The sequence below is a fragment of the Streptomyces sp. GESEQ-35 genome (assembly GCF_017948485.1).
Classification (GTDB): domain Bacteria; phylum Actinomycetota; class Actinomycetes; order Streptomycetales; family Streptomycetaceae; genus Streptomyces.
On sequence record NZ_JAFFSX010000008.1, the window covers coordinates 84,819 to 107,749 of the forward strand.

At 68.4% G+C, this 22,931-nt stretch carries 22 protein-coding genes and 1 pseudogene; 16 read left to right on the forward strand and 7 right to left on the reverse strand.

Translation table 11 applies throughout. The annotated features are described in order from the left end of the window. The first annotated feature begins 4 nt into the window (after positions 1-4). Together KCH87_RS17570 and KCH87_RS17575 are read left to right on the forward strand one after the other, a co-directional pair. Positions 5-1,042, forward strand: coding sequence for a LacI family DNA-binding transcriptional regulator (locus KCH87_RS17570; RefSeq protein ID WP_210587055.1), 1,038 nt, complete (start codon positions 5-7; stop codon positions 1,040-1,042). A gap of 19 nt (positions 1,043-1,061) precedes the next feature. After that, entirely contained in the window at positions 1,062-2,240 is a 1,179-nt protein-coding gene (locus KCH87_RS17575; RefSeq protein ID WP_210587056.1) for a 4-hydroxybenzoate 3-monooxygenase, read from the forward strand. A gap of 62 nt (positions 2,241-2,302) precedes the next feature. Here the strand turns inward: KCH87_RS17575 and trxA are convergent, their stop codons facing one another. After that, positions 2,303-2,689: a thioredoxin gene (gene trxA / locus KCH87_RS17580; RefSeq protein WP_210587057.1), complete on the reverse strand. Its 387-nt coding sequence runs from the start codon at positions 2,687-2,689 to the stop codon at positions 2,303-2,305. Between the two features lie 119 nt (positions 2,690-2,808). Between trxA and KCH87_RS17585 the strand changes: the two genes are divergently transcribed. Continuing rightward, a complete protein-coding gene (locus KCH87_RS17585; RefSeq protein WP_210587058.1) occupies positions 2,809-4,242 on the forward strand; it encodes an NAD(P)/FAD-dependent oxidoreductase in 1,434 nt (477 codons plus the stop codon). Positions 4,243-4,257: 15 nt separating this feature from the next. On the opposite strand, the gene KCH87_RS17590 is transcribed toward KCH87_RS17585, so the two are convergent. Then, positions 4,258-4,905 carry a peptide deformylase gene (locus tag KCH87_RS17590; protein WP_210587059.1) on the reverse strand — a complete coding sequence of 216 codons (648 nt, stop codon included), beginning with the start codon at positions 4,903-4,905 and terminating at the stop codon, positions 4,258-4,260. Positions 4,906-5,049: 144 nt separating this feature from the next. Between KCH87_RS17590 and KCH87_RS17595 the strand changes: the two genes are divergently transcribed. Beyond that, positions 5,050-6,453, forward strand: a complete 1,404-nt coding sequence (locus tag KCH87_RS17595) for a PepSY domain-containing protein (protein WP_210587060.1) — start codon at positions 5,050-5,052, stop codon at positions 6,451-6,453. Positions 6,454-6,514: 61 nt separating this feature from the next. On the opposite strand, the gene KCH87_RS17600 is transcribed toward KCH87_RS17595, so the two are convergent. Genes KCH87_RS17600 through KCH87_RS17610 form a run of 3 tightly spaced genes read right to left on the reverse strand, consistent with a single transcriptional unit; the run spans position 6,515 to position 7,855 of the window. Beyond that, positions 6,515-6,862, reverse strand: coding sequence for a tetratricopeptide repeat protein (locus KCH87_RS17600; protein WP_210587061.1), 348 nt, complete (start codon positions 6,860-6,862; stop codon positions 6,515-6,517). A 58-nt stretch (positions 6,863-6,920) separates the two neighbouring features. Continuing rightward, positions 6,921-7,367 (reverse strand): winged helix DNA-binding protein, encoded by a 447-nt coding sequence (locus KCH87_RS17605; RefSeq protein ID WP_210587062.1) that lies wholly within the window; start codon positions 7,365-7,367, stop codon positions 6,921-6,923. Next, entirely contained in the window at positions 7,364-7,855 is a 492-nt protein-coding gene (locus KCH87_RS17610) for a MarR family winged helix-turn-helix transcriptional regulator (protein ID WP_210587063.1), read from the reverse strand. Before KCH87_RS17610 ends, KCH87_RS17605 begins: the two co-directional genes overlap by 4 nt. A 102-nt stretch (positions 7,856-7,957) precedes the next feature. Between KCH87_RS17610 and KCH87_RS17615 the strand changes: the two genes are divergently transcribed. From KCH87_RS17615 to KCH87_RS17630, 3 genes and pseudogenes are all read left to right on the forward strand, one after another. Further along, positions 7,958-8,923 carry a pirin family protein gene (locus KCH87_RS17615; RefSeq protein ID WP_210587064.1) on the forward strand — a complete coding sequence of 322 codons (966 nt, stop codon included), beginning with the start codon at positions 7,958-7,960 and terminating at the stop codon, positions 8,921-8,923. Positions 8,924-9,131: 208 nt separating this feature from the next. Continuing rightward, positions 9,132-9,350 (forward strand): hypothetical protein, encoded by a 219-nt coding sequence (locus tag KCH87_RS17620; RefSeq protein WP_210587065.1) that lies wholly within the window; start codon positions 9,132-9,134, stop codon positions 9,348-9,350. Positions 9,351-9,362: 12 nt separating this feature from the next. Next, positions 9,363-10,192 (forward strand): annotated as a pseudogene (locus tag KCH87_RS17630) (methyltransferase domain-containing protein). A 97-nt stretch (positions 10,193-10,289) separates the two neighbouring features. Here the strand turns inward: KCH87_RS17630 and KCH87_RS50760 are convergent. Both KCH87_RS50760 and dapB read right to left on the reverse strand, forming a co-directional pair. After that, positions 10,290-10,634 (reverse strand): alpha/beta hydrolase, encoded by a 345-nt coding sequence (locus tag KCH87_RS50760; RefSeq protein ID WP_210587068.1) that lies wholly within the window; start codon positions 10,632-10,634, stop codon positions 10,290-10,292. Between the two features lie 31 nt (positions 10,635-10,665). Continuing rightward, the gene (dapB, locus tag KCH87_RS17640; protein WP_210587069.1) at positions 10,666-11,412 is read right to left on the reverse strand and encodes a 4-hydroxy-tetrahydrodipicolinate reductase; all 747 of its coding nucleotides are present in this window, start codon (positions 11,410-11,412) and stop codon (positions 10,666-10,668) included. Between the two features lie 743 nt (positions 11,413-12,155). Between dapB and tcuA the strand changes: the two genes are divergently transcribed. From tcuA to KCH87_RS17685, 9 genes are all read left to right on the forward strand, one after another. After that, the gene (gene tcuA, locus KCH87_RS17645) at positions 12,156-13,604 is read left to right on the forward strand and encodes an FAD-dependent tricarballylate dehydrogenase TcuA (protein WP_210587070.1); all 1,449 of its coding nucleotides are present in this window, start codon (positions 12,156-12,158) and stop codon (positions 13,602-13,604) included. 260 nt (positions 13,605-13,864) lie between these two features. After that, entirely contained in the window at positions 13,865-15,226 is a 1,362-nt protein-coding gene (locus tag KCH87_RS17650; protein WP_247196379.1) for a lysine N(6)-hydroxylase/L-ornithine N(5)-oxygenase family protein, read from the forward strand. 21 nt (positions 15,227-15,247) lie between these two features. Then, positions 15,248-15,523, forward strand: a complete 276-nt coding sequence (locus tag KCH87_RS17655; RefSeq protein ID WP_210587072.1) for an MbtH family NRPS accessory protein — start codon at positions 15,248-15,250, stop codon at positions 15,521-15,523. 74 nt (positions 15,524-15,597) lie between these two features. Further along, a complete protein-coding gene (gene panD, locus KCH87_RS17660) occupies positions 15,598-16,011 on the forward strand; it encodes an aspartate 1-decarboxylase (RefSeq protein ID WP_155057330.1) in 414 nt (137 codons plus the stop codon). Between the two features lie 976 nt (positions 16,012-16,987). After that, positions 16,988-18,853: a siderophore-interacting protein gene (locus tag KCH87_RS17665; protein ID WP_210587073.1), complete on the forward strand. Its 1,866-nt coding sequence runs from the start codon at positions 16,988-16,990 to the stop codon at positions 18,851-18,853. A gap of 37 nt (positions 18,854-18,890) precedes the next feature. Beyond that, positions 18,891-19,877, forward strand: a complete 987-nt coding sequence (locus KCH87_RS17670) for an ABC transporter substrate-binding protein (RefSeq protein ID WP_247196380.1) — start codon at positions 18,891-18,893, stop codon at positions 19,875-19,877. Between the two features lie 44 nt (positions 19,878-19,921). Then, the gene (locus KCH87_RS17675; RefSeq protein ID WP_308298850.1) at positions 19,922-20,920 is read left to right on the forward strand and encodes an iron chelate uptake ABC transporter family permease subunit; all 999 of its coding nucleotides are present in this window, start codon (positions 19,922-19,924) and stop codon (positions 20,918-20,920) included. Then, positions 20,917-22,026: an iron chelate uptake ABC transporter family permease subunit gene (locus KCH87_RS17680; protein WP_210587074.1), complete on the forward strand. Its 1,110-nt coding sequence runs from the start codon at positions 20,917-20,919 to the stop codon at positions 22,024-22,026. Before KCH87_RS17675 ends, KCH87_RS17680 begins: the two co-directional genes overlap by 4 nt. Then, positions 22,023-22,913: an ABC transporter ATP-binding protein gene (locus KCH87_RS17685; RefSeq protein WP_210587075.1), complete on the forward strand. Its 891-nt coding sequence runs from the start codon at positions 22,023-22,025 to the stop codon at positions 22,911-22,913. The genes KCH87_RS17680 and KCH87_RS17685 overlap by 4 nt, the downstream gene beginning before the upstream one ends. Positions 22,914-22,931: the final 18 nt, after the last annotated feature.

Here is a 22,931-nt window from a genome sequence, read left to right on the forward strand (position 1 = left end):
CGTCATGGTGCAGATACCGAAAACGCCCGCCCCCGCGGCGTCGCCCGCGCAGCGCTCCGTGCCCACGAGCGCCGATGTGGCCCGCCTGGCCGGCGTCTCGCGCGCGACTGTCTCCTACGTCCTCAACAACACCAGCGCCGTCCGGATCAGCGAGCCCACCCGCCGCCGTGTGCACGAGGCCGCGAAGGAGCTCGGGTACGTGCCGCACGCCGCGGCCCGCAGTCTGCGCGCCGGGCACAGCCGGCTGGTCCTGATGCCCGCGCCGACCATCCCGGTCGGCCCGCTCTACAGCCAGTTCATCAACGAACTCCAGTGGGCGCTCAGCCGACTCGACTACACGGTCGTCCAGTACGGCACCGTCGGCCTGCACGGCGACGAAGCCGCCCGCGCCTGGGCGGAGTTGCGGCCCGTCGCCGTCCTCGTCCCCGGCGCCGGCCTGGGCCCGCAGGGCGTCGCGGTGCTGAAGCGTTCCGGCGCCCGGGCCGTCGTCACCCTCGGCCCCGAGACCGTCGACGGCGCCCACGCCCTGCTCATGGACCATGAGACCGTCGGCCACTGTGCCGCCGTCCACCTGTACGACCGCGGCCGGCGCCGGATCGGCGTCGTCGTACCGGAGGAGTCCGGCCTGGAGACCTTCTCCGGGCCCCGTCTCGCCGGTGTGCGCCGGGCCCTGCACGGCACAGACGCCTCCGTCACCGAACTGCACCTCGCCTACGAGGAGTCGGCCGGCGCCCGGCTCGCCGCGCGCTGGCGGGAGCTCGACCTGGACGCCGTGTTCGCGTACAACGACGAGTACGCGATGCTGCTGATGCGCGCTCTTCAGGACGAGGGGGTCGACATTCCCGGGGACACGGCGATGATCGGAGCCGACGACCTGATGCTGGGCCGGCTGCTGCGGCCCCGGCTGAGCACGGTCCACATCGAGCTGCCGTCCGGCCGTGACCTCGCCGAACTCGTCGACCGCGCCGTGCGTGACCCGGGTATCCCACCCGAGCGGCACACCGTCCTCGGCGCCACCGTGGTGCACCGCGAATCCAGTTGAACTCCTCGGGAGGCGCGCCATGCGCACGACGGTCGGCATCATCGGCGGCGGTCCCGCCGGACTGCTCCTCGCCCGCCTGCTGCACCGCACGGGCATCGACTGTGTCGTGCTGGAGAGCAGAACCAGACAGTACGTCGAGCAGCGCCAGCGCGCCGGAATGCTGGAGCAGGGCACGGTCGACGCCTTGCGCGAGGCCGAAGCAGCCGACCGCCTGATCGCCGAGGGGCTGATCCATCAGGGCATCGAGCTGCGCTTCGACCGGGAACGGCACCATCTCGACTTCCCGGCCCTCACCGGCGGCCGCACCGTCACGATCTACGCCCAGACCGAGATCGTGAAGGACCTCGTGGCGCTCCAGCTGACCGAAGGGCCACCGCTGTTGTTCGAGGCGGAGGCGCTCGCTGTGGAGAAGGCGGAGAGCGAGGCGCCCGTCGTACGGTTCCGGCACGAGGGCCGTGAGCAGGCGCTGACCTGCGACTGGGTGGTCGGCTGCGACGGCTCCCACGGCATCGCCCGCGACGCCTTCCCGGCCTCGTCCAGCCGGACGTACGCGCACGACTACCCGTACTCATGGCTCGGGATCCTCGCCGAAGTCCCGCCGTCCGGCGACGAGTTGATCTACGCCCGTGGCGAGCACGGCTTCGCGCTGCACAGCATGCGCTCGCCGAGCGTCTCACGGCTGTACCTACAGGTACCGAACGGCACCGACCCCGACGACTGGTCCGACGACCGTATCTGGGACGAACTCGCCGCCCGCTTCGCCATCGACGCCGACTGGACCCTGCAACGCGGCCCGATCACCGCCAAGTCCGTGACACCGATGCGGAGTTACGTCCACGAACCGATGCGCCACGGACGGCTGCTGCTCGCCGGGGACGCCGCCCACATCGTCCCGGCCACCGGCGCCAAGGGCCTCAACCTCGCGGTGTCCGACGTACGCGTCCTTGCCCGCGCCTTCGCGCAGCTGCACCGCACTGGTTCCGAACAACTCCTCGACAGGTACTCGGCGTTGTGCCTCGCACGGGTGTGGCAGGCGACGCGGTTCTCGTACGACATGACCACGATGCTGCATCTACGACCGGACGGCGACGCCTTCGACGACAGGCTCCAGCGCGCACGCCTGCGTCGGATCACCGAGTCCCGTCACGCGGCGGCCGAGCTGGCCGCGAACTACGCGGGTCTGCCGCTGTCACTGTAGGAGGCGGGGCACCACGCCGCCGTGCACACGGCGGCGTGGCCACTCGGCCCCAGGCCCTGCGCCTACTCCCCGTTCTGCTCGGCCTTGGTCTGCTGCTCCTCGACGGACTTGCGGACCTCGTCCATGTCCAGCTTCCGGGCCTGTCCGATGACATCCGTCAGCGCGGCCTCCGGCAGAGCGCCGGGCTGCGCGAACACGGCGACACGGTCCCGGACGATCATCAGCGTCGGGATCGACTGGATGCCGAAAGCGCTGGCCAGCTCGGGCTGGGCCTCCGTGTCGACCTTGCCGAAGACCAGGTCGGGGTTGTCCTCGGCGGCCTGCTCGTAAACCGGGGCGAACTGACGGCACGGCCCGCACCAGGACGCCCAGAAGTCGATCAGGACGAAGTCATTGTCCGTGACCGTCTGGTCGAAGTTCTCCTTGGTGAGCTCCACGGTGCTGCTCATGCGTTAATCCCTCTTCCTGACGTCGGGGCGAAGCCGTCCGCACAACACGTCCGACCCGTTGTGTATTCCGCGCACGTACCCGTGTGGCAACCGCGCACACCACCCACCAGACTGACCCCATGACGGAAACGGATTCCAACATGTACGACGTCGTGGTCCTCGGAGCCGGGCCCGTGGGGGAGAACGTCGCCGACCGCACCCGTGCGGCCGGCCTCGCCACTGCGGTCGTGGAGAGCGAGCTGGTCGGCGGTGAGTGCTCGTACTGGGCGTGCATGCCCAGCAAGGCCCTGCTGCGCCCGGTCATCGCCCAGGCCGACGCTCGCCGTCTTGCCGGTCTGCGCGAGTCGGTGCGGGGCCCCCTCGACGCGGCCGCGGTCCTCGCCCGCCGCGACGAGTTCACCTCCCACTGGAAGGACGACGGCCAGATCCAGTGGCTCGACGGCATCGGCGTCGACCTCTACCGCGGCCACGGCCGCCTCACCGGACCGCGCGAGGTCACCGTGACCGGCCCGGACGGCGAGCAGCACGTCCTGACCGCCCGGCACGCCGTCGCCGTCGCCACCGGGAGCAGCGCCGTCCTGCCCGATCTGCCCGGGGTCGCGGACGTCAAGCCGTGGACCAGCCGTGAGGCCACCAGTGCGAAGGCCGCGCCCGGCCGGCTGATCGCGGTGGGCGGCGGTGTCGTCGCCACCGAGATGGCCACGGCCTGGCAGGCCCTCGGTTCGCAGGTCACGCTCCTCGTCCGCGGCAAGGGCCTGCTGAACCGCATGGAGCCGTTCGCCGGCGAACTGGTCGCCGAGGCGCTCACGGAGGCGGGCGTGGACGTCCGTACCGGCACCTCGCTCACGTCGGTGACCCGCGAGAACGGCGCGGTCGTGGCGGTCACCGACGCCGGCGACCGTATCGAGGCCGACGAGATCCTGTTCGCCACCGGGCGTGCCCCGCGCACCGACGACATCGGCCTGGACACGGTCGGTCTGGAGGCGGGCTCCTGGCTGACGGTCGATGACAGCATGCGCGTCACCGGCAGCGACTGGCTGTACGCGGTCGGCGACGTCAACCACCGCGCCCTCCTCACGCACCAGGGCAAGTACCAGGCCCGGATCGCGGGTGCCGCCATCGCCGCCCGCGCCTCCGGCGTACCGCTCCTGGAGTCGGACCCGTGGGGCGCCCACGCCGCCACCGCCGACCACGCGGCCGTACCCCAGGTCGTCTTCACCGACCCGGAGGCGGCGTCCGTAGGGCTCTCCCTGGCCGAGGCGGAGCAGGCGGGACACCGCGTCCGCGCCGTGGACGTCCCGCTGTCCGCGGTCGCCGGCGCGGGCCTGTACGCCGACGGCTACCGCGGTCAGGCTCGCATGGTCGTCGACCTGGAACGCGAGATCCTCCTCGGCGTCACCTTCGTCGGCCCCGGCGTCGGCGAGCTCATCCACTCCGCGACCGTCGCCGTCGCAGGCCAGGTCCCGATCAGCCGGCTGTGGCACGCGGTGCCGTCCTACCCGACGATCAGCGAGATCTGGCTGCGCCTGCTGGAGGCCTACCGGGACAACTGAGTCACGCGGGCTCCTTCAGTCCGGCAGCCGGAATCCCAGCGCAGCCGCCGCCGCATCCGGCGTCGGCTGCGCCCAGAGTTCCGCCATCGCCTGGCCCGAGGACAGCGAGCGCAGTTCCGCGCGGTCGAGGTACAGCGCGCCGTCGAGGTGGTCCGTCTCGTGCTGCACGATCCGCGCGGGCCAGCCGCTGAACACCTCGTCCACGGCACGGCCGTACTCGTCCTCGCCCGTCAGCCGCACCTCGGCGTGCCGTGCCACCACCGCCTGCCAGCCCGGGACGCTGAGGCAGCCCTCGAAGAATCCTGCCCGGGCGGTGCCGACAGGTTCGTACGACGGATTGACCAGTACCCGGAACGGCTGCGGCACCCTCCCGCGCGCCACCCGTACCTCCTCGGGAACCGGCGCCGGGTCCTCGATCACCGCGATCCGCAGCCCCACCCCCACCTGCGGGGCCGCCAGGCCCACACCCGGCGCCGCATGCATCGTGACGCGCAGCGCCTCCACGAAGCGCGCCAGCAGCGCGGAGTCCAGCTGCCCGTCGAAGGGCTCGGCGGCGCGTCGCAGCACCGGGTCACCGGCCGCCACGATGGTCAGCGGCCCTTCGGTGGCGAGGAGTTCCTCGACCAGCTCGGCAAGGGGCGCGCGATCAGGGGGAGATGCCATCGCGCCAGAATGCCACGGCGCCAGGACGACAGGGGCACGCTCACGTGACGCAGGTCACTCGGGTCGCCGGGAACTCGGGGCCCCCGCTTCCCGACCACTGGACCGTCAGACCCCGATCGTCCCCCTGACCCGGAGATGCCGCCGATGTCCATCGCTCCCTCGACCTCCACGGACGAGGCCCCGAAAGCCGCTGCCCCGGCGCCGTCCCCCAGCAGATGGGCCCCGCTCCGCCCGCTGGTTCTGCGCCTGCACTTCTACGCGGGACTCCTCGTCGCACCGTTCCTGCTCGTCGCCGCCACCACCGGTTTCCTGTACGCCGGCTCGTTCCAGGCCGAGAAGATCATGTACGCCGACGAGATGACCGTCCCGGTCGGTGACACCAAGCTGCCGATCTCCGAGCAGGTGGCCGCCGCACGCAAGGCCCATCCCGAGGGCACGGTCTCGGCGGTACGCCCCTCCCCGGCGGACGACGAGAGCACCCGGGTCATGCTGTCCGGCGTCGAGGGCATGGCCGACACCCATACGCTCGCCGTCTTCGTCGACCCGTACACGGCCGAGGTGCGCGGTGCCCTCGAACAGTACGGCTCGACCGGAGCGCTGCCGCTGCGCACCTGGATCGACGAGTTCCACCGGGACCTGCACCTCGGTGAGAACGGCCGCCTCTACAGCGAGTTCGCCGCGAGCTGGCTGTGGGTGATCGCGGGCGGCGGCGTGGTGCTGTGGCTGTCCCGCCGCCGCGCCCTGCGGAAGGTGAGGGGGACCAGCGGACGGCGCCGCACGCTGGGTCTGCACGGGACCGTGGGCGTCTGGGCCGCGATCGGATTCTTCTTCCTCTCCGCGACCGGCCTGACCTGGTCGACCTACGCCGGCGCCAACATCGACGAGCTGCGGACCTCGCTCGGCCACTCCACTCCGGCGATCTCGTCGACCGCCGGCGGTGATCACGGCGGCCACGGCGCCGCGGCCGGCTCCGGCGGGACCGCCGAGCACGGCGTCGGCCTCGACCAGATCCTGGCCGCCGCGCGGGCCGAGGGGCTCGGCGATCCGGTGGAGATCGTCCCGCCCGCCGACGCGTCGTCCGCGTATGTCGTCAAGCAGGTGCAGCGCAGTTGGCCGGAGAAGCAGGACTCGGCCGCGATCGATCCGGCCACCGGCGAGGTCACCGACGTGCTGCGGTTCGACGACTACCCGCTGCTCGCGAAGCTGACCCGCTGGGGCATCGACCTGCACACCGGAATCCTCTTCGGCCTGGTCAACCAGATCGCCCTGATGCTCCTCGCGCTCAGCCTGATCGTGCTGATCCTGCTGGGCTACCGCATGTGGTGGCAGCGCGGCCGCGGCTCCGCCTTCGGCCGGCCGATCCCGCGCGGCGCCTGGCAGCAGGTGCCACCGCAGATCCTGATCCCGCTGGTGGCGGCGATCGCCGTCGTCGGGTATTTCGTGCCGCTGCTCGGCATTCCGCTGGCAGCGTTCATCGCCGTGGACGTCGTGCTCGGTGAGATCGCCCACCGCCGGGGACGACGGACGCCGGAGAGCGCGGGGGTGTGAGTCGACCGGGGGCGACGCAGCGGGGCCCGGTTCCGTCGAGGAACCGGGCCCCGGTCGGGTCTCAGAGCCGCTCGAAGTCGCCGGCGAGCGCCGAGGCGACGCGCAGGTGCCGCTCCGCCTCCTCGTGCCGGCCCTGCCGCTCCAGGGTCCGGCCCAGCATCAGACGGGCGTAGTGCTCGACCGGGTCGAGCTCGACGATCGCGCGCAACTCGGTCTCAGCGCGGCGCAGTTGGGCCGAGTGGTAGTAGGAGCGCGCCAGCAGCAGCCGCGGTCCGGTCTGCTCCGGCACCTCCTCGACCAGCCCGGCAAGAACGCGCGCGGCGGCGGCGTAGTCCCTGGCGCCGAAGAACAACTGCGCGCGCTCCCAGCGCTCCGTCCCTGTTCCGTGGTCGTAGTACGTCGTGTCCACTCGTGACCTCCTTCGACGCCGTCAACGGAGCGCAGTGGTTGAATATTCCACTACTGGATCACTGGGCCATCGCCGCGAACTCGGCGTCGGCCCGCTCGGTGATGAGGGTCAGCACCCGTCCGGCGGCGGTCAGTTCCTCCGTCGGGATACCGGCGTAGATCCGGGCAGTGATGGGGGCGGTCTCGGCCGAAGTCGCGTTGTACAGCTCCCGTCCGGCGTCCGTGATCCGCACCCGGGACGGCTCTTGAGGTGCCAGCAGGCCCGCGGTGAGCAGCTCGTCGACCACGGAGTGTGTCTCCGCGGCGTCGATCTTCAGTGCGCCGACGACACTCTCGACGAGGCGGTCCCGCTCGACCGGTCCGTCGGCGACGGCGACGAGCCGGAGGGTGACGGACTGCTGGAACGTGGCGCCGTGGCGGGCCAGCACCTTCTCGAGAAGCGCGCGGCCGGCGTAGTGCGCCAGCGCTATGACTCGGGGGTCGACCGGGGGAGTGGTGGTGGTCATGACTGCTCCTTGTCGGACTCACTGTTCATGGCGAACGGGTCAAGAGGCGCGTCGAGCAGGATCGCCAGGTCGCGGGTGAACTCCCGGGTGCGCGGGCTGTCGAGACCGCCGAGGGGCTCCAGCAGCTGTTGCAGCAGCCCGTGGACGACCTTGATCGCCCGCTGGGTGACCTCCCGGCCCTGGTCGGTGAGCGCCAGTTGGACGGCGCGGGGGTCGTGCGGGTCGCGCATGCGCTCCAGAAGGCCTGCGGTCTCCAGGGTGCGGGCGAGTTTGGAGACGTAGAGCGGCTCGAGACCGGTGTGGTCGGCGAGGCGCCGCTGACTGGGCCGCAGCCCCGAGCGCTGCATGCCGTACAGCGAGGCCACCAGCGCGTACTGCGCGTGGGTCAGTCCCAGTGGGGTCACCGCGCGGTCGACCGCGACCCGCCATTTCGTGGACAGCCGCCAGACCAGGAAACCGGGCGTCGCACCCTCAGAAGCCTTGCTCATGCGAATAAAGTACATGGCTACTATGTACATGGCTACTATTTTCGGGCTGCCTGGCCTGCGTTGGACTGACGCGAAGAGCCCCGCGGGGCTAGGTTGGGCGCCATGAGCAATCTTGATCGGGAGGCGGTTCCCGCTCTGTGCGGTGGCCGCGGTTTCGTGGTGGCGGAGCCCGTGCGTGAACTCCTCAGCCCTCGCCACGTCAAGCTCGGCGAGTCCACCGAGGTCCGCCGCCTGCTGCCCAATCTGGGCCGCCGTATGGTCGGCGCCTGGTGCTTCGTGGATCACTATGGTCCCGACGACATCGCCGACGAACCCGGTATGCAGGTCCCGCCGCACCCGCACATGGGGCTCCAGACGGTGAGCTGGCTGCACGAGGGCGAAGTGCTGCACCGCGATTCGACCGGGAGCCTACAGACCATCCGCCCGCGCGAACTGGGCCTGATGACCTCGGGCCGGGCGATCAGCCACTCCGAGGAGAGCCCCCGCTCGCACGCCCCCCTCCTGCACGGCGCTCAACTCTGGGTCGCCCTCCCCGACGGCCACCGCCACACCGACCCGCGCTTCGAGCACCACGGCGACCTGCCCGTGGTCACGGCACCCGGCCTCAAGGCCACGATGATCCTCGGTGAACTCGACGGCGCCGCCTCGCCCGGCACGACGTACACCCCGATCGTCGGCGCCGACCTGGCCCTCGACGGCGGAACGGACGTACGGCTGCCGCTGGAGCCCGACTTCGAGTACGCGGTGCTGTCGATGTCCGGTGAGGCTCGTGTAGACGGGGTGCCGGTGCTGCCCGGCTCGATGCTCTACCTCGGCTGCGGCCGTACCGAACTGCCTTTGCGTGCCGAGTCGGACGCGGGGCTGATGCTTCTCGGCGGCGAGCCGTTCGACGAGGAGCTGATCATGTGGTGGAACTTCATCGGGCGGTCGCAGCAGGACATCGCGCAGGCGCGTGAGGACTGGATGAAGGGCACCCGGTTCGGGGAGGTCGAGGGGTACGACGGTGATGCCCTCTCCGCACCGGAGTTGCCCGCGGTGCCGCTCAAGCCTCGGGGAAGGGTGCGCTGAGCTGCGAATTCGGCAGCTCGAGACCTAACCGACGCGGACGCGGTGTTGCGTGGCGCGAGAGGTTCGGTGCGGATGCAGGCTCGGTGGTGGGCCGCCTCTCGTCGGGGCGCCGCCGAAGCTGGGGTGTGCGCATCTGTGCCACGGTCTGCCAAACCTGATGCTGACCCAATGCTGATTCTACTGACGTGTCATCAGGTGGGATTCGAGGTTGCGATTAAAGCCGACGACGCTGCGCGCGGAGATGGTCGCCAAGGTCCGCAAGGCGGGGTACGCGCAGCTCAACGAGGTTGAACGGGTCCTGCTGGACACAGCACGCCACGAGTTCGTGCCCGACGTCCCACTGACCACCGCCTACGCCCCGTGGCAGGCGATGATGACTCACCGCTTCGAGGACGGCCGGTCGTTGTCCTGTGCGTCGGCGCCGTAGCCGGTCGCGGCGATGCTCGATCAGCTCGACGTCCGGCCGGGCAACCGTGTTCTGGAGATCGGTGCGGGCACCGGCCACAACGCCTGTCTTCTCGCCCAGTTGACCGCCCGCGCGGCCTGGTGACCACGATCGACATCGACCCGGACGTGACCGCGAAAGCCTCACAAGCGCTGACCGCCACCGGCTACGGCGATGTGCACGTCGTCACCGGCAATGGTGGAGTCGGCTACCCCGACCAGGCGCCGTACGACCGCATGATCGCCACGGTCTCAACTTGGGACATCCCCGCCCAGTGGTGGAAGCAGCTCGCGCCTGGAGGACGGCTGGTCGCCCCGCTGGGCCGGCGTGGCCAGGGACGCAGCGTCGCCTTCACCTACACCGATGGCTGCCTGGTGTCCGATTCGCTCCACCTGTGTGGCTTCGTGTACCTGGTCGGTGACGGCGAGGGCGAACTCAGCGGCTCGATCACCGCCGATGAACTGGTCACGCTCCACTGGGACCGCGACCAGGCCGTGGACCCCGAAGCGCTGCGCGGGGTGCTCGACCAGCCGCGTGTCACCGCGTGGTCGGGGACCACGATCGGCAGGAACGAGTCGCATGACGGGCTCTGGCTCCGCCTGACCGTGACCGACCCGCGCGTGTGCCGGATCAAGGTCCACGCCGACGTCCCACCCGAGGTGTGCGATCCGGTTGGCAGGGTGGTGGCGCCTGGCGCTGGTCGACGGCGACACGCTGGTCTACCTCACCGCCCGCCGGCTGGAATCCGGCGACGAGGTGCGATGGGAGTTGGGCGCGATCGGTCACGGCCCGTCCGCCGACGAGCTGACCGAGTACCTCTGTGACGAGATCCGATCCTGGGCGCCCGAGCGGAACCGGCACACGCCATCGCTCAATGTCGCGGGGAACAGGTTCAAGATCGCGTCGATTGCGGCCTTGTACTCAGCCGGCAACGCCACGGACGTATCGAACAGTTGTCGCTCGCCGGCGGTCAGGCGCCCGTTCACCTAGTCGAGGCGCCCGTGCGCTGCCATCGCCACTCCTCGCCGCACGAGTTCCGGGCGACTCAGCGCCAGCTCCTGTAACGACGCGTGCGCCCAGTGACGTTCCGACCACGTGCGCGGGTCCACCGAGGTGCGCTGTCAGTTTCGCGACATCGTCGACCAGGTCGTTGATCGTCATGCGGAGAAAGCCGGAATCTGCCTGCCGAGGCATCGGGCTGATCCCGCGGGCATCGAAGGTCGCCACCCGGTATCCGGCGCCGACCAGCGCCAGGACCTGGTGCAAGGTCCATACGTTGCCCTGTCGTTGCTTCGTTTCAGCCCAGGCCCAGTACGGCGTCGAGTCCGACCGTCACTCCGGTGAGATTTGGGACGGCGCGTAGCGCGGTGAGCACTCCGGGCATGAGGGACTCGCGTGTTACGGAGTCGTATCGCAGCCTCAGAATTTCGCCGTCGACGCCGAACAGCACCTCTTGCGATGACATGAACCCACGGACTCGGACCGAGTGTACGGAGACTCCCTCGATCCGCCCGCCCCGCACGCCATGTGGGTCGAGGTAGGTGGCATCGGGTGATGGGGCGCAACCCGCTTCGGCGCGAGCGCGACCGATCAGTTCGGCCGTGTGCAGCGCCGTTCCCGATGGCGCGTCCACCTTGTCAGGATGATGCATCTCGATGATCTCGACAGACTCGAAGAACGGGGCGGCCTTTGTGGCGAACTTGGTCATCAGCACCGCACCGACCGAGAAGTTCGGAACGACGAACACGCTGACGTCACCATGGTCGACCAGCGCGGCGCGGATCTGCCCCACAGCCCGCTCGTCGAAGCCGGACGTCCCCACCACCACATGAATGCCTTGCTTGATGCACCACTGGACTTGCTCGTGGGCAACGTCCGGTGGCGAGAACACGAGCACGACATCAGCGTTGTGGTCGACGATGTCTTGCACGTCGTCATCAATGTCGATCTCGGCAACCACGGTCAAGTCGGAGCTGGCCTCAATTGCGCGGACCGACGCCACGCCCATCCGCCCGCGGGCCCCCAACACAGCAACTCGAGTCATATGGTTAGCCTAACCTATGTTGACCGCCCGGCTCCAGTGCCTGAGTCTCCTCCAGTGCCTGAGTCTCACGGATGGGATCTGCGAGCGGGGCGGATCTGGATGCCGGAAGCTGCTTCAGCGGCGCAAGCGCCAACAAGCCAAGGGGCTCAGCGAGTTGACGCGCACTGGTTGGCTGCGGATGTGAGCTCTGACATCGTCTTGTGGTCCGTTTCGGCACCACCGAACGGCCTCGCGCTGGGCCGGGTCAACACCCCTTCCAGCAGCCCCGGGAGGGGCCCGGTCAAGCGGCCGACGATCGCAGCGCAGAGCCGCGGATCGGTGAACGTTTTGGCCTCAGCCGACGAAGGACTCGTCGGAAGCGATCGCAACTGAGTTCGGGTTCGACAGCCTCATGCACCGGATCGTGGCCACGGCGCGCAAGGCACTCAACGACGCGATGTACGGCGAGGCGTGGTTGATCACCTTCAACCCGGCCGTCAAGCTACCGCGCACGCTCCCTCGCCCGACTCGTCACATCAGTGGCAGTGGTCCAGAACATACGAACATTCAATTTAGGTAAGGCTAAGCTGCGTTGGTGCAGGCTGAGCGGCGGACCAGGGACCGGCTGCGGCTCACACGGATAGTGCCGCCGCTCAGTCTGGCCACGGTCGATGCCGGCCGGTCGGGTTATCGGTGGCAATTCACCTGGGTTGACGAGGCAGCTTGGTTGCCGAAGGAATGTGGCTGCCGGTGGAGAGGTGGACATGCGCGATCCGGAGGTTGTTGTGGTGGGCGGAGGAAACGCCGGTTACTGCGCAGCTCACGCGGCGGCCGAGCGTGGGCGACGCGTAGTGCTGCTGGAGAAGGCGCCGCGGGCGCATGCCGGTGGGAACAGCTACTACACCCTGGGTTCGACCCGGATGGTGCACGACGGGCTCGGCGACCTGCTCGAGGTCCTCGAGCCTGATGAGCGTCACGCGCGTACTGAGGTCCCGCCGTATCCGGCGGCGGAGTTCCTGGCCGATCTGGAGCGGGTCACCGGAGGGCGGGGCGACAAGGAACTTGCCGAGGCTGTCGTCGAAGGCTCGCGTGACGCTGTCCGCTGGCTGCATGCATTGGGGCTGCGATTCCAGCTGATGTACGAGCGGCAAGCTCACGAGCGTCCCGACGGGACCTTCGTGTTCTGGGGTGGATCGCACGTGTGCAACGTCGACGGCGGACCTGGGCTGATGTCGGCCCATGAGCGCGTCGCATCACGACTCGGAGTCGAGGTGCACTACAGCTGCTCGGTCACGGGGCTGATGACTGACGGTGGTTCGGTCGTTGGCGTTCGGATAGGCGATCAGGAGCTTCCAGCGGAGTCGGTGGTGATCGCCAGCGGCGGTTTCGAGGCGAATGCGCAATGGCGTCAGCGCTACCTGGGAGACGGCTGGCAGCACGCGAAGGTGCGTGGCACGCCGTACAACACCGGTGACCTGATCGGCGCGGCGCTGGAGATAGGTGCAGATCGTGGAGGCGACTGGTCGACTTGCCATAGCGTTCCGTGGGACGCGTCATTTCCCGAGAACGAGAGCAATCGTGCCTTGACGAACCGGCTCAGCCGATACGGCTATCCGCTCGGCATCGTTGTCAACCGCCGGGGTCAACGGTTCTTCGACGAAGGCGCGGACTTTCGCAACTACACGTACGCGAAGTACGGCAAGGTGATCCTCGAACAGCCGGGTTCGGTAGCGTTTCAGGTATTCGATGCGAAGTCGCGCCCGATGCTGGCGGCGTACGAGTACGAGATGCCCGGGATCGTTCCGGTTGTCGCCAACAGCGTCGAAGAGCTTGCCGCGGCCATGGATGTCGATGTCGACGGATTCGTGCAGACGGTTCGGGAGTTCAACTCATCGATCGACACCAGCCGTCCGCTCGATCCGACGATCAAGGATGGCCGCAGCGCAGCGGTGGAGCCCGTCAAGAGCAATTGGGCATCGGCGGTCGAGGCGCCGCCGTACTACGCGTATCCGGTGACTTGTGGAATCAGTTTCACCTTCGGTGGCCTTCGCGGTGACGTTGATGGCCGGGTGCTTGATCGGTCGGGTGAGCCCATCCCCGGACTCTTCGCGTGCGGTGAAACGCTCGGCGGGCTCTTCAGCGCGAACTACCCGACAGGTGCTGGCCTGACCGCGGGAATGGTGATCGGGCGACGTGCCGGCTCGCTCGCCTGAGCCGCTGCCCAGGACGCGTGCACACTTGCGGTCGGAAGCCGCCGTGCGGCCCGCATGCCTCGGGACGAGCGTCGGCCGCCGATCGGACCGGCGATCTCCTCAGAGGTGTGTCGCGGTGGCTTGCGGCGCACACCAACCGAAGTTAGGTTTACCTAAGTTGTTGGTGCTATGGTTGGCCCTCGATGAGGGATGGCCGGTCATTGCGCCGTTCGTTCGCGACCTGCGGCAAAAGGGGCCATCGCCGGATGACGAGGGGTAAGTTGATCGAAGGCGGTGACCGTCGTCTCGGATCGGGAGATTGTGCCGGCGGCGAGGTCGACATTCTTGGTATCGGTTTCGGGCCGTCGAATCTGAGCCTGGCGATCGCGATTGAGGAACTCAATGATCGTCGTCGTGCGGGCCGGCGGCTGACGGCGAGGTTTGTCGATGTCCGGCAGCGGTTCGGGTGGCATGACGGGATGTTGTTGCCGGGCGCGACCATGCAGATCAGTTTCCTGAAAGATCTGGTCTCGCCGCGGACCCCGACCAGTCCGTTCACCTTTCTGAACTATCTGCATGAGCAGGGGCGGGTGACCGACTTCATCAATCTCAAGACGTTCTTCCCGACGAGACGTGAGTTCCACGGGTACCTGAGCTGGGCCGCGGGCCGGATCGACCTTCCGGTCTCCTACGGTACGAGGGCGACCTGTATCGACTGGAGTGGCGGGAGGTTCGAGGTCACGCTCGAGTCCGTGGTCGACGGCTCGGAGGTGACGAGGGTCGCGGCACGTCATGTGGTGATCGGCTCCGGTAGCCGGCCGGTGCTGCCGGAGGGGATCGTGCCGGGAGCCAGGGTGTTCCACAACCATCAGTTGCTGAACAGGCTCGCCGAGTTGCCCTCGCGGCCGCACGGCCGTTTCCTTGTCGTAGGGTCCGGGCAAAGTGCGGCGGAGGTCGCTGCGTACCTGCACGATTCGTATCCCGATGCCGAAGTACACGCGTCCTTCCGCCGGTACGGCTATACCCCGTCCGATGACACGCCCTACGCCAACCGCATCTTCGATCCGGAGGCGGTTGACGAGTTCTACACGGCACCGCCGGAGCTCAAGCAGCAACTGCTGGACTATCACTGGCAGACCAACTACTCCGCCGTCGATGCCGACCTCATCAAGGATCTCTACCGGCGTGAGTACGACGAAAGCACGCGTGGTGTGCGTCGGCTGATCGTGCACCGGGTCACCGGGATCGAGCAGCTGAGCGAGGGCTCCGACGGGGTCACAGTGACGATCCGTGACCTGGGAAACCGGGGCAGCACCACGCTCGAGGTCGACGCTGCCATCTTCGCCACCGGGTTCCGTCCCGCGGACACCCGCAGCATGCTTGGGCCGAGCATTGACGGGTCGTCCTCGTTCGAGGGGGACCTCCCGATCGTCGAGCGTGACTACCGGCTGCGTCTGCGCAGCGTTCCCGAACGGATCTTCCTCAACGGCGGGGTCCTGCACAGTCACGGGTTGACCTCGTCCCTGCTGTCCAACGTCGCGATCCGCGCCGCCGACATTCTGCGTGCGATCACCGGCGAGCAGCCCGATCACCCCGCCACCCAGCAACGATTGCCTGCTGCGATCCGGACCGACCCCCGATAGGAACAACGAGGAGCAGCACTCATGGCCCAGAACCCGTTCGACGACGACAACGGTTCCTTCTACGCGCTGATCAACCGCGAGGAGCAACACTCGTTGTGGCCGACGTTCAAGCCGGTGCCGGCCGGTTGGAGCATCGCGTACGGCGAACCCGGCGGCAGACCGCGCCAGGAAGTACTCGACTGGATCGACGAGCACTGGACCGACATCCGCCCGAAGTCGTTGCGCGATCACGTTTCCCGGTACGAGACACACAACACCGACAAGGCCGCCGGCACCTCCGATGCCGCCCTTGCGTAGCAAGGCGGCCCGAACATCATCGACTGATCCGCAGAACCCACCCCGCACAACTCATAGAGGAAGAGGAGCCGGGCATGCTTCGCGAAGTCCTGGGCGGAAAAATCCACCGCGCCACCGTCACCCAGGCCGACTTGCACTATGTGGGTTCGCTGACACTCGATGAAGACCTCGCGCGTGCCGCGGGCCTGACCGAAGGTGAGAAAGTTCAAGTCGTCGACATCACCAACGGGGCCCGTCTCGAGACCTACATCATCATCGGGCCCGCTGGAGGTGGCGACATCTGCATCAACGGCGCGGCGGCACATCTCGTCCACCCCGGCGACCTGGTGATCATCATGTCTTTCGTGCTGGCCGAGGAGTCCGAACTGGCCGGCTACCAGCCCAAGGTCGTACACGTCGACGCCACCAACCGCATCATCGCGTTGGGCAACGACCTCGCCGAGCCGGTCCCAGGGGCGGACGATCAGGTTTCTTCTCGCGTGAGGTGAGCCTTCGGCACCAAGCCGGTGATATCGCGAACGGGTGCTTGTGGGCGGCATGGTTCCCCACCGGCAACTGCAGTGGCCCACTGAACTTGAGCCGGCCACCGGCACCCGACTCGACCAGTGTGGTTTCGCAGGCGAGTCCCAACACCACTGGTTTGGTGGCAGGCTCCTTCGGGTCTGTTGGTGGAGGCGGGCATGTCGCCGGTTCTGAAGGTCGATCTCTACGCCGCGATCCGTCGTCAGCTCGTGCTGGGCTGACGAATCGGGCGTTGCAGCGTGAGTACGGGGTGGGCTACTGCGCGGTCGCTTCGGCGTTGGAGCCGGTGTGGCTTCGCCACGCAAGCAGCGTCAAGCTGGCCAGCGAGCAGGTCACACGCTATCTGGGGCTCGTTTCGGTCGTCGTATTCAGGCAAGGCCGTGCACCGGGTGTTCGCCTCCTCCGGCCAGGAGGTCTTCTTCGAGGGCCGCCAACCCCAACATCGACCCCGCCGTCGTGCACTCACTGGCCAACCATGAATGGGTGAAGAAGGGCCTGCCGCTGTGTCGATCGGCGACTCCGGCACCGGTAAATCGCACCTGATGATCGCCCTCAGCACGGAAGCCGCCCGCCACGGCCGAGTTGATCTGCTCTGCATTGATCTATCCCGACGCTGCGACTATGCCGGCAACGGTGCCCGGCTCGGTCACAACCGCACGGTGGTTCCACCCGTCCGCGGGAATCCAGGCGCCCGCTCCGACATTGAGGTGGAACGCCTCAGCGCCGTCGATGCGTACGTGTGCTGTTCCGGTGTGGACCCAGATCAGCAACGGACGGCGGGGATGACCTGTCGAATCCGACCGTACTCCCGAAGTCGGCGGCTGGCAGCCGGTGTTCATAGCTGGCTTTTAAGGTAAGGGTTACCTAATATGATCCGAGGCTTGCGTCGATGGAGCGCGACCTCATCAGCCCGGAAGAACATCGGAAAGGCCCGCTCTCAGCATGCCGAAGACCTCACGCCGTCTCACGGTGCACCCCCTGACCCTGCGGGAGGTCGAAGTCGTGCGGGTGGTGGACCTGACGCCGGGGATGCGACGGATCACGCTGAGCGGCGACCAGCTCTGCGAGTTCACCTCGGCGAACGGCTTCCCGCAGCCGGCCTTCAACTCCCCTGGATTCGATGACGACATCCGTCTGGTGTTCCGTTACCCCGGCCGTGCCGAGCCGGTGCTGCCGGTGCAGCAGGAGAAGGGCGTGGACCTGCCGAGGAACCCGCGGCCCCTGTCGAAGGCATACACGGTGCGCCGCTGGGACCCCGAGGCAGGCGAGCTGGACGTGGACTTCGTCAGGCACGGCGTCGGTGTGGGTACCACCTGGGCGTACCGCGCCCAGGTCGGTGACCGCATCCACTTCTACGGCCCGAGCGCGTCTCGTGCGCTACCGCACGACACGGACTGGCTCCTTGTCGCCGGTGACGACACTGCGATCCCCGCGATCGCCCGCCTGCTCGACGAACTCCCTGACAACGCGCGGGCACAGGTGTTCATCGAGGTCGCCGAGGATGCTCACCGGCTGGAACTGCGGGCGCTGCCGCACGTCGAGGTGACCTGGTTGGTACGCGACGGCGCTGAGGCGGGTACGACCAGCCTCCTGCGGGACGCGGTCGGGAACACCGACTGGTGGGAGGGTCGCCCGTTCGCCTGGGTCGCCGGGGAGCACACAGCGGTACGGGATCTGCGCCGCCATCTGGTCGAAGACCGGGCAGTGCCGAAGGAGGACATCGAGTTCACCGGATACTGGCGCCGTGGCGAGGTCGTCGTCCTGGAGACCGACGAGGCGGTACCCGACCCCGAGCAGTCGATCACGCCGTTCGAGAAGCTCCATGAGCTGACCGAGCTGATCCGGCCGATCGCGATCCGTACCGCCGTCGAGCTGGGCGTACCCGAGCTGATCTCCCGCGGCGTCACCGGTGTCGCGGACCTGGCAGGCAGGACCGAAAGCGATGAGCGAGCGCTGGGCAAGCTGCTGCGCTACCTGCACGCTGTGGGCATCGTGACCGAAACCGAACCGGGCCGCTTCGGGCTGACGGCGGTGGGCGAGGTTCTGACCAACGAGTTCATGGCCGACACTCTGCATCCTGCCGGGGTGGTGGGCCGGGAGATGCTCGGCGTCCACGGACTCACCGAGTCGATCCGCACCGGCCGTCCCTCCTACGCGTCTGCGACCGGGCAGACCTTCGCCGACGTGCGAGCCGAACAGGACTACGAGGACCGCTACCTGGAACGCCTGGCGAAGTTCCAGCCCGCGCTGGCCATGTCGATCGCCAAGTCCGAGCTGCTCGCCGGGGTCCGCCATCTGGTGATCCACTCCGGTGGCGCGGGCGCCCAGGCTCGTGAGTTCGTCGCCGTCCACGAAGACCTGCGCGTGACGATCTGTGCGCTGCCCGCCCAGGCCGACTGGCTGCGCCGCGACCTGCCCGCCACCATCCCCGACGAGCAGCAGCGCGAGCGGGTCAGCCTGATCGAGCAATCCGTCTTCGAGGCCGGCCCGGACTCCGACGCCGTGTTCATCAGTCGCGCTCTCAAAGCCCTGCCCGACCCGGACGCCGCCCACGCACTGCGCCGGGCAGCCGAGAACCTCCGCCCAGGCGGCCGGGTGCTGCTGATCGAGGAGGTCTTCGACACCGGCGTCCTGGACGAGCACGACGGCGAAGCAGACCTGCTCGGCCTCACCGTGCACGGCTCCGGCCTGCGCACCGCAGCCGAACTCGACTCGGTGATCACTCGCGCCGGACTGGTCCGCACAACCACACACACCGTCGGGTGGGGCACCACCGTCCACGAACTCGTACCCGCCGGCACCCACTGACCTTCCGCCTACATGAAGAAGAAGGAAGAGCACGCCCATGACCACGACACCCCTGAGAGGGCGCGGCGCGGCCCTGACCGCCGCGATCCTGAGCGCCACGCTCGTCCTCACGGCCTGCGGCAGCGCCGGCGACAGTGGCGACAACGCCGCCGGCAAGTCTGACGAGACCCGCACCGTCAAGGCCGGCAACGGCGACATCAAGGTCCCCGCCGCCCCGCAGCGGGTCGTCACGATCGGCAACACGGACCTGCCGTTCATCGACATGGGTGGCAAGCCGGTGGGCGTCACCGGGGTGGCCGAGTCCGAACTCAGCTTGTTGCCGCAGGAGCAGCGCGCAACGTTCGAGAAAGCCACGAACCTCGGTGAAGAGGTGGACCTCGAAAAGGTCGCCAGCCTCAAGCCGGACCTCATCCTGGTCCAGATTCCCGATGCCGAGTTCAAGAAGATTGAGAAGCAACTCGGGGCGATCGCCCCCACGGCCTTCTGGGGGCTCGACACCGAGTGGAAGGCACTCGCCGAGTCGATCGCGGAGGCCGGCAACGTGAAAGACGCGCTCAGCCGGCAGAAGGCGGACTTCGAGGGACGCGTCGCCAAGATGAAGCAGACGTACTCGGACGCCATCAAGAACACCAAGTTCGTCAATCTCGACCGCTACGCGAGTTCCGATCCCGGGACGTTCGTCATCGGGGACATCGGGTGCGTCGAAATCGCCCAGGACGACATCGGCCTGAACTTCCCCAAGGCGGCCGCCGGCGCCGACCCCTTGGCCTACGCGAACTTGCCCTTCGAGAAGATCGCAGAGCTGTCCAAGTACGACGTGATCACCTACCCCGCCGACGCCAAGGGTCAGCCGACAGAGGTCTTCGCGCCGGTGGTTCAGACCAACACCTGGAAGGCGCTGCCCACCGTGCAGTCCGGTCACGCGCTCGGCGTCTTCTGCCCCGGCAACAACTCCTACGGCGCCGTTCTGCGGTACTTGGAATCGCTCGACACCGCACTGGCGACCCTCCCCGCCAAGAAGTGACGGATCTCGCGCTGCGACGACCTGTCGGTCCGGGCACCAGGACGGTGTCCGGACCGCGTCGTCGTCGGATCGGCCTGGTCGTCGCGCTCGCGGTGCTCCTGGGGTTGGTGGTGGCGAGCATGATGATCGGTTCGACGGCCATCCCGCCCACCGTGGTGTGGGATGCCCTGTTCCACCCGTCGAACGACATCGATCAGTTCGCGATCCGGGACTTCCGGCTGCCGCGCACCATCGTCGGACTGGTCGTGGGTACGGCGCTCGGGGTCTCGGGGGCATTGATCCAGGCGCTGACCCGCAATCCGCTGGCCGATCCGGGCATCCTCGGAGTGAACGCGGGCGCCTCCTTCGCGGTGACGGTCGCCGTGGGGGTGCTCGGAGTCCGCGACATTCAGAGCTACATGTGGTTCGCCTTTGCCGGAGCGCTGATCGTCACACTCGTGGTGCTCGCCCTCGGGTCGACCCGACGCGGCCAATCGCCGGTGACGACGGTTCTTGCCGGGGTCTGCGTCGGCCTGGTGCTCAATGGTGCTGGTTCGGCGCTCGAGCTGACCAACCCGGACGCCTTCGACGAGATGCGATCCTGGAACGCCGGTTCGATCGTGAGCCGCCCGCTCGACCTGCTGTGGCCGACCCTGCCGTTCTTCGCGATCGCGCTCATCCTGACCTTCGCGGTGTCAGGCTCGCTCAACGCGATGGCTCTCGGTGACGAGCTGGCCGTCGCCCAAGGCGTCCGGTTGGTGCGCACCCGGATCCTCGCGATCATCGCGCTGACCCTGCTCGCCGGCGGCGCCACCGCGATCGCCGGGCCGATCGGCTTCGTCGGACTGATGGTCCCGCACGTCGCGCGCTGGATCGTCGGCCCGGACCAGCGCTGGATCTTCGCCTACAGCGTGCTGCTGGCCCCGATCCTGCTCCTGGCCTCCGACATTCTCGGGCGGGTCGTGATGCGGCCCGGCGAGATCCCCGTGGGCATCGTCACCGCCTTCGTCGGCGCCCCCGTGCTCATCGCGCTGGTGCGGCAGAAGAAAGCGAGCGGGCTATGAGCGCGCGCAGCGGACTCGATCCGCATGCTGGTTCCTCCCGGACTGCCTGGTCACCGGGGACGCGCCGGGTGGACTTCGGGCGGCGGGTGCTGGTGCTGCGGCGCCGGAGGGTCGCGGTCCGGCTCGACTGGCGCTCGGTCATCGTCTGCTCGGTCCTCGCGCTGGCGGTCGCTTGCATGGCCGTGCTCGCGCTGATGACCGGCTCGTACCAGCTCAGTCCAGGCGAGGTGATCTCCGCGCTGACCGGTGGGACGACCGGGCTCGTCCACGACATCGTGGTCGAGTGGCGGCTGCCCCGCGTCGCCGCGGCGCTGGTGTTCGGCGCCGCGCTGGGGGTGAGCGGCGCGGTCTTCCAGTCGACGCTGCGCAATCCGCTCGCCGACCCCGGCATCATCGGGTTCGCCGACGGCTCCTACACCGGGGCGCTGATCGTGATCCTCCTCGTCAACGGAACCTACTGGCAGTTGGTCGGCGGAGCCCTGATCGGCGGAATCGCGACGGCCCTCGCCGTGTACCTGCTCGCCTACCGGCGAGGTGTGCAGGGGTTCCGCCTGATCATCGTGGGCCTCGGCATCTCGGCGATGCTCGGCTCGCTCAACGTCTGGCTGATCCTCAAAGCCGAGCTGGACCAGGCGATGGCCGCCGCGGCATGGCGGGCCGGGTCGCTCAACGGCGTCTCCACGGGCCAGGTCTTCTTCGGCGGCGCCTGCATCGCCGTGCTCCTGCTGCTGGCGGCGATGTCGAGCCGGCAGATGCGGCAACTGGAACTGGGTGACGATGCGGCCGCGGCCCAGGGAGTGCGGGTCTCGGCAACTCGTCTCGGGCTGATCGTGTTGGGGGTGGCGTTGACCGCGACGGTCACGGCCGCGTCGGGCCCGATCGCGTTCATCTCGCTGGTCGCGCCACAGATCGCACGCCGGTTGACCCGCAGCGCGGGGATCACCCTCGCTCCCGCCGCCCTGGTCGGCGCGCTGCTCTGTCTGACGGCGGACTACCTTGCCCAGCACGTCGCCCCAACCCCGTTGCCGGTCGGCATCATCACCGTCATGCTCGGCGGTGGGTACCTCGGCTGGCTGCTGATCACCGAGGCCAGGAGACACCTTTGAGCACCCACACCAGCGCCGTCAACGGTCGTCTTACGGCAGAGGGAGACGCACCCGCTTCCACTCCGCACCCGAGCGGCTCACGACTCCACGTGGAATCGGCGACGATCGGCTACGACAAACGCGTCATCTCCCGAGAACTGTCAGTGGCGATCCCCGACGAGTCGTTCACCGTGATCGTGGGTCCGAACGCGTGCGGCAAGTCCACCCTGCTACGCGGCCTGTCCCGGCTGTTGAAACCGTCGGCCGGGCAGGTCGTTCTCGACGGCGCCGACATCAACTCCTTCAAGACCAAGGAGGTGGCACGGCGGGTCGGACTGCTACCGCAGACCTCCCTCGCCCCCGAGGGCATCACCGTGGGCGATCTGGTGGCCAGGGGCCGGTATCCGCATCAGGGGTTCACCCGGCAGTGGACCGAGGCCGACGAGCAGGCCGTACTGCGGGCGATGGACCAAACCGCGGTCACCGACCTGTCCGGCCGCCTGGTGGACGAGTTGTCGGGTGGTCAGCGCCAGCGGGTGTGGGTGGCCATGGCACTCGCGCAGCACACGAGCATCATGCTGCTCGACGAGCCGACCACCTTCCTCGACATCACCCATCAGATCGAGCTGATGGAACTGTTCACCGACCTGCACCACGTCGGCCACACCCTGGTCGCCGTGCTGCACGACCTGAACCATGCCGCCCGCTATGCCACCCACCTGATCGCCATGAAAGACGGCCATGTCGTCGCCGAAGGCCCGCCGGCTGAGATCGTGACCGCCGACCTCGTGCACGAGGTCTTCGGACTCCGCTGCCTCGTCGTACCCGATCCGGTCGCCGGTACCCCGTCAGTCGTGCCCTTGGGCCGTGAACGCCCACCAGCGGCACCCACAACCGAAACGACCTGACCACTCACACCGTGCCCC